Genomic DNA, 17,140 nt, shown 5'->3' on the forward strand with positions numbered 1-17,140 from the left:
GCAAGTAGTATTGAACCTTCAGGTAGAAAAGGAATGATATCAACTATTTTATTTCAATGGTAGTTTACACATCTTATTGTATTTGTAAAAATTCTAATAGTAGCCTGATACTCAAAATAATCTCTCATAAGTCTTACTTTAGTTAACACTTCACGTTCCACCAAAATTTCTCCAGTTAATGCTGAACCATCTATTACAAAAATATCCAATGGTTCATTAAATTTGGAATTCCGACGAACATGGATATTCCTTGCTGCCACAGACTGTCATATCATATTGTATATTCTCTAAATCTGTGGGAAGATCGGCGAATGATCTCATTCCTTTAACCAGTAACGCCGCAGCCAGTTTCACCCTATCATATACTGGCGGTCTGCCTCTGTTTGATATCTCAATAGGTGAACCTAACTCACTGGCCACCTTTTCTGCCAACTCTATGCTTTTTCTGAAAGTTATCCGGACCTTATCGATTTTACCCCTGAATGGCCTTCTTGTTTTTATTGACCATGGCTGCTTTTTCTCACTCCTTGGCGAGTATCTTTCTTCTCTGACTATTTCTTGTATCAAAGAATCTGTTACTTTTTCAACATAAGAGGATGGGGTTTATAATTATGATTTATTGGATGGGCTCGGCTAAATGTGGGTGTGTGTAGAGTCCTGAAATTATTTCGCCAGGATTTTTCTTCGAATTACAAGTCATCAGAGCCTATGGTGAAGATGACTAACCGAAAGGTCAATTTAGGAATCGATTTTTTTTATCCAAATAAAAAGATAAAAATGATGAGGCAGATATTGTTTGTTCTCAGGCTCCATTTCTTCCAGGCACAATTCCAGTACTTCTTTAAGGTTCTCTTGAAGCTCATCCAGAGTCTCTGCCTGAGTATGGGCGCCAGGAATTCCCGGAGCAATAGCCACATACAAGCCAGTTTCCGGGTCTTTTTCGATATATGCTGTTAGTGTAGGCATTTGAAACCTCTGTAATATAATCAGTGTTGGTTGTTTATGATATATTACATAGCTTAAGTATATACTTTTTCAGCAGCCACGCGCCGTCTGATTAGGGATGCGGCTGGAATCTGTACGCGGCGAACTGCGATAAGCGGGCTCTCCAGTCTTAGCTCAGATAAAATAATTGACTGTCAGTATCGGGAGATAGATTAGTACACTGCCGAAATATTTATGTAATAATAAACATAAATAGTAAAATATGATAACTTTAGATAATATTCTTGAAAATATAATTGCAGAAATAATAGTTTTGATATTATCATTTATAGCTGCTATATTTTTACCTAAATTAATAAAAAAAGACAAAGATGAAAAACCTATAGTAAAGTATGATCCTCTAAGTATCGCTATATTTTTTGAATTAATTATAATTTCTAATTTAATATTAAATTTAAGTTTCTGGAAAAATTCAGATCTAACCGTATTTTTGACGTTAGTTTTGATTGTATTGGGGTATTTGATAATATATATTTATAATGAACAATGCCCTTCTTGTAAAAAATTTATCAGAGCTAAAAAAAAGATCGATGATAAAATTATTAGAAAATTTAAAAGAGAGAGGAAATATCAGCCAATGGAGATAACACTTTATTCAAATGGAAATGTCTGGAAAAAGAAACCTATTGGAAAAGAAAAAACTCGAACTGAAAATTGGATTACAAAACAAGAATTTTATGGGTGCTGTTATTGTGGACATAAGTGGGATTCTGGACTTTTGGATGTAAATTTGGATGAGAAAACCAGACCAGAAAATAAAGTAATTCAAACAGATAAAAAAGATCCAAATCAATTCTATTGATCTTTTTTCTTATCCTCTTTTTAGGGAGTATTAAACTATTTCTCCACACTATAATAATACTCCCCTTCTGCCTTCTGCGTCCTGTCAAGCTGGGAATCCAACTTATTCACCCTCGGCCTCTTTGTTTCTTCATCTCGCCTGAAAGTGATCCCGATGCCTTTTAAGAACCTGTTCATGCCTTCTCGCATATCGAAAGGCCCGTGAACCTCACCCCTTTTCATGGGTTCACCCTCAAAAACAAGAAGCCTGTCGCTTAACATATCGATCATATAAATATCATGGTCAACAACCATTGCAGTAACCTTATTATTCTCGGCAAACCGCCTGATCACTTTTGTTGCCTGCACCCTTTGCTCAACATCAAGATGCGCCGAAGGTTCATCAAGAAGATACAGGTCTGCCTTTCGGGAAAGGCATGCTGCTATTGCCACTCTCTGGAGTTCACCCCCGCTTAGATCATCAAGTTTCTGTTTCATGAGCCGCTCAAGCTGAAGCGGTCTTGCGATCTCGGTCTGGTAATAACTTGAATCCACCTGTTTGCTGAGGGAGTGCAGGTAATCCGATACCTGGATAGGGTCTTCGGCTTTGATATACTGGGGTTTGTAAGATACGGTAATATTCATATCCAACTTCCCGCTTGTTGGCTGGATCTCACCTGCAAGGATCTTGACGAATGTGGATTTGCCTATTCCATTAGGCCCTACGATCCCTGTTACTTCACCTTTTCTTATCTCACCGCCCCTTGCTGTAAGTTCAAATCCTCCTTCATATTTATTGGTGAATTGTTCGAATTTCATAAGGGATGTTACTTCTTTAGTTGCCTGGGGCGCATGCACATCGAACTTTATTGCTTCGGTCCTGATACGTACATTTTCTTCACGCAGGAACCCTTTCAGATATTCATTTATCCCTATGCGCACTCCCTTCGGATGTGTTATCACACCAAAAGCGCCTGGTGTCCCGTATGCTACATGGACAACATCGGCAAGCAGATCAAGGATAGCAAGGTCATGTTCCACGACCATTACTGCTTTATTTGCTGCAAGTTCCCTTATGATCTGTGCTGCTTTTATCCTCTGGTAAATATCAAGGTAAGGGCTTATCTCATCAATGAAATAAAAATCCGCTTCTCTTGCCACGCAGGCGGCAAGCGCAACTCTCTGGAGTTCACCGCCGCTTAATTCATCGATCTTTCGGTCTACAATATCGGAAATATCAAGTTTGGATATAAGTTCCTTGAGAACTCCTCTTTCATCTGTTTTTGATAATAATTGGGATACTTTTCCCTTGAATTTCCTGGGGATCATGTCCACATACTGCGGTTTTTGTGACGTCTTGACCTTTCCCTGTGAAACGCCTTCAAGATAATCGTGAAGTGCAGAACCAGCATAATATTCCAGGATTTCTTCCCAGCTGATCTTTCCCCGTCCCAGGTTCGGCTTCAAGGTCCCTGAAAGGATGTTTATTGCAGTACTTTTTCCTATACCGTTAGGTCCAAGGATGCCTGTTACTTTCCCGATCGTCGGTCCTGGCAGGCCGTATAATGCAAACCCGTTCTTGCCATACCTGTGAGTGGCTTCTTCCAGTTTTTCCGGAAGCCCGATAATTATAATTGAACCGAATGGGCATCGGTTAACACATATCCCGCATCCTGAACATAACTCTTCCGAGATGACGGGTTTTTCATCCTCGCCAATAATTATTGTCTCATCGCCCGTCCTTACTCCAGGGCAGAACTTAATACACTGGAGCCCGCACATCTTTGGCTGGCACCTGTCACGGTCTAAAACAGCAAGTCTCATAAAACACCAGCTCAATTATTCAATAATAATGTCCAGAAAACCCAGAAATATATTATCGTGAATAATTCCACATACAGCCAGTCTTTTGTTTCAAATTCCTTCACCCTGACACCGATTAAAGGATATCCCAATCTCTGGATGTAATAAGAAAGAAGCAATACAAGTAAGAATACGGAAAACCATGGGATTCCAGATGCATTTCCAAATTGATATAAAAATATTACTGCAAAAATCACACTTATGAACGCTGGTGCAACTGTCTTTTTAATTCCTTCTATCAATAATCGCTTTCCTTCACCCGGGGCTATGATCCCGGCTGCTGGCTCTATTTTCGCTTTTTTCTCTTTTTTCTCTGTTTCGGTCACAATAATTCACTCTTTCCTGTATATCATGGTCCCAATCCCTTCATTTGTGAACAATTCAATGAGCAGGGAATGCGGACTTGCACCATCAATAATATGTACCTGCCTTACTCCGCCTTTTAATGCAGCAGCGCTTGACTTTACCTTTGGTATCATTCCACCGCTTATGATGTTATCAGCAATAAGTGTTTCAATATCGTCAAATGCTATTCTTGAAATACGTGTTCCCGGATCTTTCTGGTCGCGCAGGATTCCCGGGACATCCGTGAGGGAAATAAGTTTTTTCGCACCAATTGCTGATGCAATATCTCCTGCAACGGTATCTGCATTCACGTTAAGGTCATTTCCTTTTTCATCCATGGCAATAGGTGAAATGACAGGAATATATCCTTTTCCTGCAAGTATCATAACCAGTTCAGGATTAACGACCTCTGTTTCACCAACCCATCCCAGGTCTACATCCCTCTCCACCCCGCCCACGGTCACACGCTGAAGAGCGAGCTTCTTTGCAACCATAAGCCTTCCGTCACTGCCTGAGAGCCCCACACCTTTTCCTCCATGCCTGCTGATAAGTGAGACAATTTTGCTGTTCACATTTCCCACAAGTACCATCCTTGCAATTTCCAGGGTTTCATCATCTGTTACCCTTAAACCGGCCACAAATTCAGGTTTTTTCCCCATGCGTTCCATCTTTTCAGTGATCTCAGGTCCGCCGCCATGCACTATTACAGGGTGTATCCCTACATATTTCAGGAGGACAATATCCTGAATTATCTTTTCCATTATTACAGGATCAACAATAGCATGCCCACCCATCTTAATTAGCATGATTGAGTCGTGGAACTCGCGGATATAGGGGAGGGCTTCTATGAGGATATCTTCTCGTTTGAGCATCAAAGGCTAAAATGGGGATACGGATATTAAAAGTTATTCTTAACCCAAGAGAAAGGCTTAATATGAATGGAATTCGACTGTAAATATAGAAATAAAGGGTGTGAATACTTGTTCAGGAGATTTCTGGAATCATATGTCGAAGTATGCAATAATATTGTGACTGAAGCAGCTAATTCGGTACTGATGTTCGAAGCTGGGGAGCAGGCGGCATTTAATATAAAAACATTGAAAATAGAGGACATTAGCAGGGAATTCGAAAAAGAAGGTATTACTATTTCGATCCAGCGATCGGAAAAAAAAGTCATATTTCATGTAAAAGGTTTGCCTGTTATGGGAAATAAATGCAGGTATTGCGATATTTTAAGAGGATTCTTCGGAGGATTGTCAAGAAAACACATCGATACAAGGTATTATTGTAAAAAAGGTGAAGAATGTATCATTAAGGGTGACACCGAGTGTATTTTTATTGCGGAGCTGATCGAATGAATGTAGATTATATTTAGAGGAATAAATGCCAAAAGATTTGATAGTGACCCTGAATGACCTTGAATATGAGATACTCAAGAAAATGAGAGTAGTCGAAGGGGAAGACGGGGAGAAACTCAGGAATCTTTTCAGGCTTTATGTTTCAACCATACCTGAATTAAAATCATCGGAATATGCTTTAAAGAGAGTTGAAAAAAAGGAAATAATAGATGAACATCTCAAGAACATCTGGGCTGAATATGAACATACGGATTTTCCAACAGAACAATGGGATGAAGAAAAAGTCAATAAACTCACTTCAGAGCTTATCGAAATTAATGTCCTTTTCAAAGTTGGCGAAAAACAGTATATACCCTCTAATAAGTTCAGGAGCCTTTTTAAAATGCTGCTCCACGATATAACGACTGAATCAAAGGATATGGATGAATATTCCGCTGCGTGCGTTGCAACCATCCAGTTATTAATGGAATTCGGTGTTGAAACACTGAGTAAAGAAACGGTCCGGGATGGAACGATCTTTATCAATGAGGGATGGATGTTCGTATATGCAACTGCTGTCAAGAATGCAAGGGAATTTATGAAAACCAAAAAGTTGTTTCCGGAAGCAGAGATGCCGGTTCAAACTGTGCCTTAGAACCTTAGAAACACTTTTGATATATCAATTCACCGGACCTATCATTTTTTCTTTTCAGTGATATCACGGACATCAATTACTATAACTATACCTTCATCAGTTTCAACCGGACTCATGTTGATCTCAACAGGGAATTCACTTCCCGTCCTTCGCTTTGCAAAAGCACTCATATGAAGTGCCATTATTCTTGTTGAAGGATTATCAAAATACTCCGAACAATATTTTGCATGTTTATACTTGAAACGATCAGGCAATAGCATTTCATAGGAATTTCCGATCAATTCCAAACGCGAATAGCCAAATAATTTCTCAGTATGGGTATTAATGAGAAGTATGTTGAAATTGCGGTCAACTGCGATGATGGCATCAGGAGCCCCATCTATAAGCACCTGGAAATTCTTCTGTGCCCTTTTGCGATTGGTAATATCAAATACCATCCCTTCAATACCTGTGACCTTGCCAGTTGAATCCTCCAGTGCGTGTGCATTTATTGAAACCCATATTTTGCGTCCATCCTTGCGGTTGATTATAGCTTCAAAGTCAGAAACCGCACCATTCATCCGGATCGACCTTACAAGGTGCAGGCGCCTTCCCGGTTCTGCATAGAGCTTTCGGACATCCGGGACACTTGCAATAAGTTCTTCTGCAGAATCATAGCCCAGAATACGCACGCATGCCTTGTTTGCTGAAAGTATGCGTCCATCAATTGTTGTCTGGAATATTCCTTCAGCAGCATTCTCAAAAATTCCCCTGTATTTTGCCTCACTTACCCGAAGAGCTTCTTCCATTCTTTTGTGTTCTGTTATATCGCGGACTGTACTCAAAACAATAATCCCGCTTTCTGTTTCAAGATATCCGAGCGCTATGTCAACCGGGAACTCTGTTCCATCCTTCCTCAAACCATAGAGTCCAAGTTCAACTCCCATAAGTCGTCTACGGGGTTTTGCTATAAAATTTTTCAGGTGTTCATCATGACGCTTCCTGAAGCGCTCCGGAATCAGGATATCAACCGATCTATTGATGAGCTCATTTTCAGCATATCCGAATATTTTCTCTGCCTGCGCATTTGCCTGTAAAATTATCCCTTCATTGTTAACGATGATAATGGCATCAGGAGAAAAATTGAATATACTCTTGAACAACACTTCCGGTTTAATTATTTTTTCAGTAAATATATTTTCTTTTGTCTTGCTTTCATCTTTCATGATTCCTCCCTGAAGAGACTTTTATAATCTTCTCTCTGAACATTTACAATATCATTTATTATCTGCTTGTTGATAAAACCATCAGATACTGATATTATCGAATACTTTCACTCTGCTCTTGGGTCGTGAATATATATTGATCTGCCCATCTTCCGACCGAGGTGAATAATATGGATTTGTTCTGGAGCGGCCTGGCAAGGCGTGCATCTGAATATACAAGGGTTGAAAGGAGAAGCCAGTTCAGTGGAATACATGAAATTGCCTTTCAAAGCGCAGAAATGGAAAATCAGGAATAAAAATACACAGGGGTTTCCTTTATTTTCCATTATTTTGATTTTTATCAAAAAACGGATAGTTAGCAGATTTTAGATTAGTTTTATTGCTCTTAAACGATATATTAATTTAAATAATGGAAATTCAATTCTTGATAGATTCTACTAAATTATATAGTTAAGGACTGAAAGATATTAGAGGAAAAGCAACCGGATTTAACAACGTCGCAGGGGTGTATCGGCAATGGGGGAAGTATGAGCTTGCACTGGAATACTTTCAAAAAGCCCTGGAGATAGATGAGAAATTGAAAGACATCAAAGGAAAAGCAGCAAGGCTCAACAACATCGGTGGTGTATACCAGCAATGGGGCAAGCTCCAGCAGGCACTGGAATACTTTCAAAAAGCCCTGGAGATAGATGAGAAATTGAAGGACATCAGAGGAAAAGCAACCAGGCTCAACAACATCGCAGGTGTGTACCAGGATTGGGACATGCCTGAACAGGCTCTCGAATACTTTCAAAAAGCCCTGGAGATAAATGAGGAACTGAAGGATATCAAAGGAAAAGCAACCAGGCTTAACAACATCGGAATTGTGTACCAGCAATGGGGTAAGCCTGAGAAAGCACTGGAATACTTTTATAAAGCGCTACAGATAGACGAGGAACGAAAGGACATCAGAAGAAAAATGATAGATTTCATCAATATCGGAAGTGTGTATCAGGACTCGGACAAGCCTGAGAAAGCACTGGAATACTTTCATAAAGCGCTGGAGATAGATGAGGAACTCAAGGATATCAGAGGAAAAGCAACCAGGCTTAACAACATTGGAATTGTATACCAGCAATGGGGCATGCCTGAGCAGGCGCTGGAATACTTTCATAAAGCACTGGAGATAGATGAGGAATTGAAGGATATCAGAGGAAAAGCAATAAGGTTTAACAACATCGGAATTGTGTACCAGCAATGGGAGAAGCTTGAAAGAGCACTGGAATACTTTCAAAAAGCACTGGAGATAGCGCAGGAGCTGAAAGATATCAGAGGAAAAGCAACAAGGCTTAACAACATCGCAGGTGTGTACCAGGACTGGGGCAAGCCTGAGCAGGCGCTGGAATACTTTCAAAAAGCGCTGGAGATAGATGAGGAACTCAAGGACATCAGAGGAAAAGCAACCAGGCTTAACAATATCGGGATTGTGTATCGGGACTGGGGCAAACCTGGGAAAGCGCTGGAATACTTTCAGAAGTCATTAAAGCTGTTTGAAGAACTCAACGATGCTGAAAATATTGCTGGTATTATGAAAAATATCAAAAACCTGACCTGAATTAGCAACTTATCTTCTCATTCGTATCCACAGATCAATTTCCCCAAAAACTTCGTGTACATCACAAGATCATCCACCCTGATATTCTCATCATCCGCATGTGCATTGCTCTCTATCCTTCTTCCAATCCCGAAACAGCAGGCAGGCAATCCTGTAACTTTGACAGCATATGCAACATCAAGACTTCCCTGCGCCCCTGCAAGACTGACCGGCCTTCCTGCGGTAACACTCGCAATATCCTGGACTTCCTTTACCCAGGGATGGTTCATATCAGTGAGCATTGGCGCATATATCTCATCGCAGCTGTATTTGAGGTCTATTTCAGGATGTTTTAGCAAAACATTTGACATGGCACTATCGAATTCTTTGCATACATCATCAAATTTTTCTTCAGGAATAAAGCGCCTGTCACCCTTCATAGTGCTTTTATCAGGAACAATGTTCTGCTTCACTCCAGCGTTCATTAAAGTGATATTCAGGACAGGCATGAGAGTTTTTATCCCTGTTTTTTCTGATATCGCTAAACTTCCCGGAACTTTTGAACGCCGCTTTTCCACTTTCTCTTTAAGGAGCATTAATTCATTCATTACAGGTACTGACTTTTCTATTGCGTTAATGCCCATGAAACTGCTGCCGCTGTGGTATGATCTCCCGAATACATCTATCTGCCAGTCCACATTCCCATTTGATGCTATTGTAATATCATCGCTATCCCCGTCCATACTCAGGAAATAATCCGCTTTGAGCTTTCCAAGATCGGCAAGATAGCACAGGCCGGAATACGGCCCCATCTCTTCATCTGTTGTCAGGGCGATGTTAAGATTATATTCTGGCGAAATATCAAGTTCTTCCATTGCGCGAAGTACTGTAAAAAGAGCAGCAGGCCCACCTTTTGAATCTGCCACGCCGCGCCCGAAGATACGCCCCTCCTTTACCGTGCATTCAAATGGCGGTACAGTCCAGTTCTCACTTGCCGGGACTACATCAAGATGAGTGTTTATCAGCAGGGTCTTTTTTGCACCCACGTTCTTTATTGCGCAAAGGTTGACCCTGTCCCCTGTAAGGTGAGTAAGTCTTGGATTCTTCTTCTCGAATAACTCGCGCGACATGAATATCTTCTCAACCTCAAAATCAAGTTCCTTAAGTTTTTGTGATGCATAATCCACGGCCTTTTCATAGTTTTCACCAGGCGGAACATGGGTCTTGAAGCGCACAAGTTCATCGAGTGTTTTTATGGTCCCCTCTGTTCCGGATTCAAGATAGTCAGGTAATGTCGCCATTTGCATCGAAAAGGTTTTTATTACCCAAATCCTTTTTGCCTTGTTTATAGCTATAAGACCCGATGGCAATTGAAGAAGAAATAAGGGCGATCGAAGAAGAAATATCAAAAACAAAATATAATAAAGCTACCGAAGGTCATATAGGCCGTCTTAAATCCAAGGTTGCACGCCTGCGGGATGAAGTGCAAAAAAGGGCTTCTTCAAAATCCGGCGGGGAGGGTTTTTCAGTCAAGAAATCAGGCGATGCATCAGTTGTGCTTGTGGGATTCCCTTCAGTAGGAAAAAGCACGCTCCTTAACAGTCTTACAGGAACGGAATCTGCGGTTGCAGCTTATGAATTTACCACTCTTGACGTAGTGCCCGGGGCAATGGAACATAAAGGTGCAACGATCCAGGTACTTGATGTCCCCGGACTTGTAAGAGGTGCAGCATCGGGACGCGGGCGCGGTAAGGAAGTCATCGCCGTAATAAGGAACGCTGACCTTGCAGTGATATTGCTTGATGTTTTCCAGCTTGTGCATTATGATGTTCTTTTACAGGAATTGTATGAAGCAGGGATACGCGTTAATTCAAGACCTCCTGATATAACAATAAAGAAAAAAGCAAGAGGTGGCGTGAATATCAGTTCCACAGTTGATCTTGACCTTGATGAAGATACCATAAAAACAATACTCGGAGAATACAGGATCCATAATGCAAATATTCTGATACGCGAAAATATCACTATCGACCAGCTTATAGATGCTGTACTTGACAACAGGAAATACCTGCCAGGGATAGTAGTCATAAATAAGATCGATCTTGCAGACGAATATGCCCTGCGCGCATGTAAAGAAAAATTCCCGGATGCAATTCTTGTTTCAGCTGATAAGAAGGTCCATATCGAGGAACTTAAGGACAAGCTTTTTGAAAACCTCGGATTTATAAGGATCTTTATGAAGCCGCAGGGCAAGGCTGCTGATATGGAGGAAGCCATGATCATAAGATATGGCGCCACGATCGGCGATGTATGCGATAAGCTTCACCGTGATTTCAGGAAACGATTCAGGTATGCACAGATATGGGGTACATCAGCAAAGCATGAAGGACAGCGAGCAGGGCTTGACCATATCATGGATGACAATGATATCCTGACGCTTGTTATGAGAAGGTGAAGCAGACACTTGAAAAGGACTTAACCGCAATGAATACGGATAATAATAGATTTGTTCCTAAAACACCATTTCTGACTGCGGATGCGCTGATAATATACGAAGGAAAACTTGTCCTCATTAAGCGCATGAACCCGCCGTTTGAGAATCAGTTTGCACTTCCGGGTGGATTTGTCGAGATCGGGGAAACTGTGGAAGCAGCAACTGTTCGTGAAGCAAAAGAAGAAACCGGACTTGATATAGAACTTGTCAGGCTTCTTGGTGTATATTCTGACCCTTCGCGCGATCCGAGGGGGCATACTGTAACTGTGTGTTATCTTGCAAGAGGTTTCGGAAAGCTTAAAGCTGGTTCGGATGCTAAAGATATAAGGCTCTTTGGATTTAATGAAATACCCAAACTGGCATTTGATCATAATAAGATAATAGAAAACGCGAAGAGTGATATTGATGGAATTTTGTCCCAGGTGTAAAAGTATGATGATGCCCGCCAAGAATGTTTTTAAGTGCAGGAAATGCGGGTTTGAAAAGGATATCAAGGAAAGTTTTGTTTCAACGACAGAAAGAAAGGAACGGGAAGTTACTGTTCTTGAAGGAAGGGAAATGGGAATGCCCACAATACGGGCAAAGTGCGAGGATTGCGGGAATGATACTGCATACTGGTGGCTAAGACAGCTCCGTTCGGCTGATGAAAGCGAGGTCAGGTTCTTCAGATGCACAAAATGCGGGAAGACGTGGCGGGAGTATAATTAAGGCAATATGATTAAAATGGTTAAAATCTGAATAAATCTTATTACCAATCCGGCCAATTCAACCCCTCATGAAGCAAAAACTCACAGTTGACCTTGAGAAAGACCTGAAACTTCCCGGAAATGTCTGGAGATTCGGGGACGATATTGACACAGATGCAGTTATTCCAGGCAAATACCTCACTATCAATAAGCCGGATGAACTTGCCAGACATGCTTTTGAAGGCGTGCGTCCCGAATTTGCGCGGGGTGTTAAAGCCGGGGATATCATTGTTGCAGGTTTCAATTTCGGATGCGGCTCATCGCGGGAACATGCGCCGCTTGCACTAAAAGGCGCCAGGGTCAAATGTATTATCGCAAAATCATTTGCACGAATATTTTTCAGGAATGCGATCAATATCGGGTTACCGCTTCTTGAGTGCCCTGACACTGATAAGATCGAAGAGAGCGACCACATTGAGGTTGATTTCGGATCAGGGTTGATCACCAATGTGACTAAAAATGAAACATACCAGGCAACACCGCTTCCTGATTTCGTGCGCGGCATAGTTGATGCGGGCGGTCTTATCGGGTATGCGCAGAAAATGATTGAGTAAAAATAAAACCGCAAAGCTTTATTTCATCAAAAATTGTTATTCGTGTTATGTTTATCAGGGATTTAAACGAGTGTGAAGAATTCAGGGCCGGGGATAATTCAATCCTTCGCGAACTTTTACATCCTGACAAGGCAGAAATCGCAATCAATTATAGTCTTGCCCATGCTATCATAAAGCCAGGCCAGACATCTTTACCTCATAAATTAAAGACTACCGAAGTATATTACATTCTTGAGGGGGAAGGTTTGATGCACATCAATGGGAAAAAACAAAGAGTCCATCAGGGTCATGCGATCTATATCCCGCCAAATTCCCTGCAATTCATTCAAAATATCGGTAAAAATGATTTGATTTTCCTGTGCATAGTAGATCCTGCCTGGAAGAAAGAAGATGAAACATTACCGGATGCAAAGAAAAATAAAGATAGCAGACGAACTTTTTAATGATAAAGTCCTGAATTTTTGAGCCCTAAAAAACCATTATATAGTAATAACTTCATCATCTCAATATTGCAGTTTCATGATTATTATTGGTATCAATAAACTTGAGAGAAAATTGAGTAGGTGGAAAAATGGTGAGGAAAAATGAAAGCAAACGGATTATTGAGCCTTATAGCATTTTCTGAAAAAAGGAGGGAAATTCTTTCATTTGTACAAAAAAAGCCAAAAACATTACATGAAATCAAAGACCATTTTGAAGTAACTTCCCCTGAAATAATTCCTCAAATAAAAAAACTGGAAAAGAATTATCTGATTTGTCAGAAAGATAGGAAATACGTCCTGACCGACGTTGGAGAAATAGTGAATAACTCGCTTGATCAACTGGTCAAAACTCTGGATACATTTGAAAAGGACATGGAATTCTGGAATTCACATAACATCAAAGGAATCCCATGGGAGTTCCGCATACGATTATGTGAACTTGGAGAATTCAAGATTTTCAAGAGTACCCAGACTGAAATGTTCAAACCACATGAAGAGTATGTTAAAAATCTGTTAAATTCAAAATTTATGTTTGGAGTCTCTCCTGTACTACACCCGGATTATCCCAAACATATCAAAATGCTTAAAGATAAAGGCATACCTATTTCAATTATAATAACCAGAGACGTTCTGGAGAAGCTTAAAGAAAATCATATGCCGGAGCTGGAAAATAGTCTAAAATATGAAATAATGCAGTTACAGATATGTGATGATAATGTTGAAATTGCCTTCACAGTAACCGATAATTTTTTATCTATGAGACTTTTCTTAAAGGACAATACGTATGACTTTTATAAGAATATCATAAGTACTGAAAAATCCGCTCTGGAATGGGGAATGGACCTCTTCAGATACTATGAAAAGCGTTCAAGGAAAATTAAATTACAAGACTTCTGAATATAAGCATATGTGCCCATTCTCCATGAACTACTATGCCTCTGAAGATTGTTTTTTTGGAGTTGGCATATAATAATATATATATTATTCCACCGATCCAGCTATAAAATAGAATAAACAGTTCGAATTTGATCAGGCCAAAAATAGCAAGAACGATCAAAACTATATGAAAAGATGACTGGATTAAATGGAGTAACAGTTTTGCCTTTAATTCTCCAAAATATACAGGAATTGTTTTCAAACCTGCCCGGGAATCTCCTTTTATATCTTTGAAATCGAATATTACAGTATTTATAAAACTTTTTATGAAAAATAAAATAAATATCAAAAACAAACTCAAATTATCAGCAGGGTAGATCAGGAAAATAATTGTGAGAGCCCATGTAAATGCAACAAAAAAATTTTTAATTCCCCTGCCTTTTTTTAGTTTAATTGAAAAATCCCCTATCTTAAATCCTTTAGTATACATGAATCCCATAATAATAGGGAACAAAGCTATCAGCGGAAAAATCCGATTTTGTATCAGAATCAAAATAGCGCACAGAAGACAGATACATAATAAAAAATAAGGAAAAAACTTGTTTGCATTGCTCTCTTCGGTGCGGTTGATTTCATCCTCTGCGCAATTGATGGTTCTATCCAGCGTATAGGTTGAATAGACTATTAAAATCATAACAAGGGGTATGGAAATATTTACATTTTTTCCTGAAAGCAGGAAAGCCACATATACCCTTAAACCCCCTGAAATCGCTACTACTAGAGAAGCTGTTAGTAAATTGATTGTTGCACTTAATGCCACCACAATCATAATTATAATATGTTAAATATTAGTTCGGTCTTGCAACATTATACGAATGAACTATTGTTATAGAATTGATATAATATAATATAAGATTACTAATATATACTTCAACTAAAATGATGAGTATTACTTGCATAATTATGTGCATGTAAATGGAGCACATTTTACAAGTAAAAACAAAAAAGGAGTTGGATTGGTTGTGGAGCAAATTGAAAAGACGCTATTATTAGATATCCAGATAACAGTGTTAACTTTAGCAGTACGAGCAGGATGTTATGGACAAAATGAGGTAATTTTATGATTGAAGCCCTCATAAACCAGTGTCCAGGCATCTCTGACTTACATTTTAAAAAAGATGATTTAATAATAAAAGCTCTATACCGGAGAGTTAAAATGGTGAATGAATCGATACCAAGATTTCTTTCCATAACTCCTCCGGATGAAATGTATCTTGCTATGCACCATCTTATGGATGCCGATAGAAAAAGGTTCTGTCCCTCAACATTGTTAGTGGCAGCAGAAGCCGTAGGGGGGGAACCTGAAGATGTAATCCCTGCTGCTCTGGCTATAGAATTGATTCATAATGTCTGTCTGATCCATAATGACATCATGGACAATGCCGACATGCGGAAGGGATATCTCACTGTTAATAAAATTTGGGGTGCATCTGATGGGATTCTCGCAGGGGATGCCCTGTATTCAAAAGCTTTTGAAATTCTTTCATATGCAAAAAGCGGACCATCACAGATCATCGAAAGTATGCAAATACTATCCAGGACCTATATGGATCTGTGTGAGGGGCAATGGATGGATATCGATTTTCAAAAAAGAAATGATGTGACAGAGAGTGAATATTTACAGATGGCGGAGAAAAAAACCGCTGTTCTTTTTGCGGCTGGATTAAAAATAGGTGCTGTATTATCAAATGCAAGCAGGGAAGAAGCGCAGGCATTATGGGACTTTGGCTGTCTCGCAGGTGTTGGTTTCCAGATATATGATGATATCAAAATATTGAAGGAAACAGGCTCAATTGATCATGCCCTGAACGTGGCTTCCAGTTTTATAGATGCTGGTAAATCCGCATTGAAAATACTGCCGGATTCTGAAGCGAAAAAGATACTTATCGGTTTTGCAGATTATATGGTTGAGCAAAAATATTAGAGGTGATAAAAAAATGAAATATGATACAATTGTGGTAGGGGCTGGTCCTGCGGGAAGTTTTACAGCTTTGAAATTGGCAGAACAGGGTCTTAATGTTCTGCTTATCGATAAGCAGAGCAGGGACAGGTATAAACCCTGCGGAGGTGGAATGTGCACACGATGCCTGAAATTGGTCGGAGAGCCACCCGACGAAGTTACTGAGAGAAAGGTTACAAAAGAAACACTTTATACAAAGAACAAGAGCTTTTCAGTTTCGTGTTCTGAATCAATTGGGAAAAAAGGTATAGTAGTATATCGGAATAAATTTGATTCGTGGTTAATTGACAGGGCAGAAGCAAAAGGTGTTGAGATCTTAGAAAAGAGCAAAGTAGATTCTATTAAAATAAATGGCAAAGTGACAGTAAAGTTAGAGGGAGGAAAGGAATTTGAATCTAATCTTCTTGTCGGTGCCTGGGGAGCTTCTTCTTATCTTCATAAGTTTATTAATGTTGCTCCACCAAAATATTATACATCTATTTCTCAGGAGTTAAAACTGCCACCAGGTCTGGTTGAAGAGAGATTTAATGAACCTGAGATTTTCTGGGATGGGAATATTACTACCAATGGCTATTTCTGGATTTTTCCAAGAAAAGAAGGGGTTAATATTGGTTATATGGAACAAACAACAAAAGCGAAAGGAATTAAAGAAAAATTCATTAAAATAATTCAAAATCATCCAATAATATCTCAAAAATTAAAAGGATCAGAAGAAATGAAGATAAATGGTAGATCTTTGTTTGGACACCGGATTGCAGAGAATTATCTGGATAGGTTTCATGGGGATCATTTTGTGCTCGTAGGAGAAGCAGGTGGCCTGATTAATTCCCTGACAGGAGAAGGTATTTACTATGCATTGAAGTCAGCAGAGTTAGCAGCATCTATCATTAGTGAAGGGGAATATTCCGAGAAAAGCCTGGGGCGCTATACAGAACTTTGTTATTCTGAATTGATAGATAATGACCTGAAATATTCTGCCAAAATGGCAAAAATGATGTTTGGTCACAAACCGCAATTTCACGACCGCATCATGGATGCCATGCTGGAATTGACCGAGGAAAATGGTGAGATAAAAAAAATAATGGAAAGTATGTTTTCCAGCGTTGAGTACGGCCAGATTTATAATCCTCTGATGTCGAAAAAAGGGCTCTTGATTCGCAAACTGGGCCTGCTTGGCGTAATGAAAATGATATCGAGGTAGGAAG

The 17,140-nt window shown here is 39.8% G+C and carries 21 protein-coding genes; 13 read left to right on the forward strand and 8 right to left on the reverse strand.

The genetic code is table 11. The annotated features are described in order from the left end of the window. Positions 1–216: 216 nt before the first annotated feature. Together CL181_RS04455 and CL181_RS04460 are read right to left on the reverse strand one after the other, a co-directional pair. A complete protein-coding gene (locus CL181_RS04455) occupies positions 217–567 on the reverse strand; it encodes a hypothetical protein (protein ID WP_097298041.1) in 351 nt (116 codons plus the stop codon). 171 nt (positions 568–738) lie between these two features. Then, the gene (locus CL181_RS04460) at positions 739–966 is read right to left on the reverse strand and encodes a type II toxin-antitoxin system HicB family antitoxin (RefSeq protein WP_097298042.1); all 228 of its coding nucleotides are present in this window, start codon (positions 964–966) and stop codon (positions 739–741) included. 241 nt (positions 967–1,207) lie between these two features. On the opposite strand from CL181_RS04460, the gene CL181_RS04465 reads away from it, so the two are divergent. Further along, on the forward strand, positions 1,208–1,807 hold the full coding sequence (locus CL181_RS04465; protein WP_097298043.1) for a hypothetical protein: 600 nt from the start codon (positions 1,208–1,210) through the stop codon (positions 1,805–1,807). Between the two features lie 35 nt (positions 1,808–1,842). Here CL181_RS04465 and CL181_RS04470 read toward each other — a convergent pair whose 3' ends face one another. From CL181_RS04470 to argB, 3 genes are read right to left on the reverse strand one after another with little or no spacing between them, the layout of a single operon-like run. Next, entirely contained in the window at positions 1,843–3,609 is a 1,767-nt protein-coding gene (locus tag CL181_RS04470) for a ribosome biogenesis/translation initiation ATPase RLI (protein WP_097298044.1), read from the reverse strand. A gap of 11 nt (positions 3,610–3,620) precedes the next feature. After that, complete coding sequence (locus CL181_RS04475) at positions 3,621–3,974, reverse strand: hypothetical protein (protein ID WP_097298045.1); 354 nt, start codon at positions 3,972–3,974, stop codon at positions 3,621–3,623. A gap of 6 nt (positions 3,975–3,980) precedes the next feature. Then, positions 3,981–4,868 (reverse strand): acetylglutamate kinase, encoded by an 888-nt coding sequence (gene argB / locus CL181_RS04480; RefSeq protein ID WP_097298046.1) that lies wholly within the window; start codon positions 4,866–4,868, stop codon positions 3,981–3,983. A 63-nt stretch (positions 4,869–4,931) separates the two neighbouring features. Between argB and CL181_RS04485 the strand changes: the two genes are divergently transcribed. Both CL181_RS04485 and CL181_RS04490 read left to right on the forward strand, forming a co-directional pair. Continuing rightward, positions 4,932–5,351: a hypothetical protein gene (locus CL181_RS04485; protein ID WP_097298047.1), complete on the forward strand. Its 420-nt coding sequence runs from the start codon at positions 4,932–4,934 to the stop codon at positions 5,349–5,351. 25 nt (positions 5,352–5,376) lie between these two features. Next, entirely contained in the window at positions 5,377–5,985 is a 609-nt protein-coding gene (locus tag CL181_RS04490) for a hypothetical protein (RefSeq protein ID WP_097298048.1), read from the forward strand. A gap of 41 nt (positions 5,986–6,026) precedes the next feature. Here the strand turns inward: CL181_RS04490 and CL181_RS04495 are convergent, their stop codons facing one another. Beyond that, a complete protein-coding gene (locus CL181_RS04495; protein ID WP_097298049.1) occupies positions 6,027–7,190 on the reverse strand; it encodes a PAS domain S-box protein in 1,164 nt (387 codons plus the stop codon). Between the two features lie 170 nt (positions 7,191–7,360). Between CL181_RS04495 and CL181_RS21050 the strand changes: the two genes are divergently transcribed. Together CL181_RS21050 and CL181_RS04500 are read left to right on the forward strand one after the other, a co-directional pair. Continuing rightward, a complete protein-coding gene (locus CL181_RS21050) occupies positions 7,361–7,486 on the forward strand; it encodes a hypothetical protein (protein ID WP_255251416.1) in 126 nt (41 codons plus the stop codon). Positions 7,487–7,656: 170 nt separating this feature from the next. Beyond that, a complete protein-coding gene (locus tag CL181_RS04500; RefSeq protein WP_255251419.1) occupies positions 7,657–8,784 on the forward strand; it encodes a tetratricopeptide repeat protein in 1,128 nt (375 codons plus the stop codon). Between the two features lie 17 nt (positions 8,785–8,801). On the opposite strand, the gene CL181_RS04505 is transcribed toward CL181_RS04500, so the two are convergent. Then, entirely contained in the window at positions 8,802–10,064 is a 1,263-nt protein-coding gene (locus CL181_RS04505) for a M20 family metallopeptidase (RefSeq protein ID WP_176505058.1), read from the reverse strand. Positions 10,065–10,126: 62 nt separating this feature from the next. On the opposite strand from CL181_RS04505, the gene CL181_RS04510 reads away from it, so the two are divergent. The 6 genes from CL181_RS04510 (at position 10,127) to CL181_RS04535 (ending at position 13,936) form a co-directional block, all read left to right on the forward strand. After that, positions 10,127–11,218: a GTP-binding protein gene (locus CL181_RS04510; RefSeq protein WP_097298052.1), complete on the forward strand. Its 1,092-nt coding sequence runs from the start codon at positions 10,127–10,129 to the stop codon at positions 11,216–11,218. A 29-nt stretch (positions 11,219–11,247) separates the two neighbouring features. Next, complete coding sequence (locus CL181_RS04515; RefSeq protein ID WP_097298089.1) at positions 11,248–11,685, forward strand: NUDIX hydrolase; 438 nt, start codon at positions 11,248–11,250, stop codon at positions 11,683–11,685. Continuing rightward, positions 11,663–11,965 carry a transcription factor S gene (locus tag CL181_RS04520; protein ID WP_097298053.1) on the forward strand — a complete coding sequence of 101 codons (303 nt, stop codon included), beginning with the start codon at positions 11,663–11,665 and terminating at the stop codon, positions 11,963–11,965. Before CL181_RS04515 ends, CL181_RS04520 begins: the two co-directional genes overlap by 23 nt. A 67-nt stretch (positions 11,966–12,032) precedes the next feature. Then, positions 12,033–12,557 carry a 3-isopropylmalate dehydratase small subunit gene (locus CL181_RS04525; protein ID WP_097298054.1) on the forward strand — a complete coding sequence of 175 codons (525 nt, stop codon included), beginning with the start codon at positions 12,033–12,035 and terminating at the stop codon, positions 12,555–12,557. A 47-nt stretch (positions 12,558–12,604) separates the two neighbouring features. Beyond that, on the forward strand, positions 12,605–13,000 hold the full coding sequence (locus CL181_RS04530) for a cupin domain-containing protein (RefSeq protein ID WP_097298055.1): 396 nt from the start codon (positions 12,605–12,607) through the stop codon (positions 12,998–13,000). A gap of 141 nt (positions 13,001–13,141) precedes the next feature. Beyond that, positions 13,142–13,936: a winged helix-turn-helix domain-containing protein gene (locus CL181_RS04535; protein WP_097298056.1), complete on the forward strand. Its 795-nt coding sequence runs from the start codon at positions 13,142–13,144 to the stop codon at positions 13,934–13,936. Here CL181_RS04535 and CL181_RS04540 read toward each other — a convergent pair. Beyond that, positions 13,917–14,735 (reverse strand): UbiA family prenyltransferase, encoded by an 819-nt coding sequence (locus CL181_RS04540; protein WP_176505059.1) that lies wholly within the window; start codon positions 14,733–14,735, stop codon positions 13,917–13,919. The two genes, CL181_RS04535 and CL181_RS04540, sit on opposite strands and share 20 nt — an antisense overlap. Positions 14,736–15,035: 300 nt before the next feature. Here CL181_RS04540 and CL181_RS04545 point away from each other — a divergent pair, with 300 nt between their 5' ends. After that, positions 15,036–15,899, forward strand: coding sequence for a polyprenyl synthetase family protein (locus CL181_RS04545; protein WP_255251417.1), 864 nt, complete (start codon positions 15,036–15,038; stop codon positions 15,897–15,899). Positions 15,900–15,912: 13 nt separating this feature from the next. Next, entirely contained in the window at positions 15,913–17,136 is a 1,224-nt protein-coding gene (locus CL181_RS04550) for an NAD(P)/FAD-dependent oxidoreductase (RefSeq protein WP_141398789.1), read from the forward strand. Positions 17,137–17,140 lie beyond the last annotated feature (4 nt).

Origin of the sequence: Candidatus Methanoperedens sp. BLZ2, assembly GCF_002487355.1 — an archaeon.
In the GTDB taxonomy this organism is placed as follows: domain Archaea; phylum Halobacteriota; class Methanosarcinia; order Methanosarcinales; family Methanoperedenaceae; genus Methanoperedens.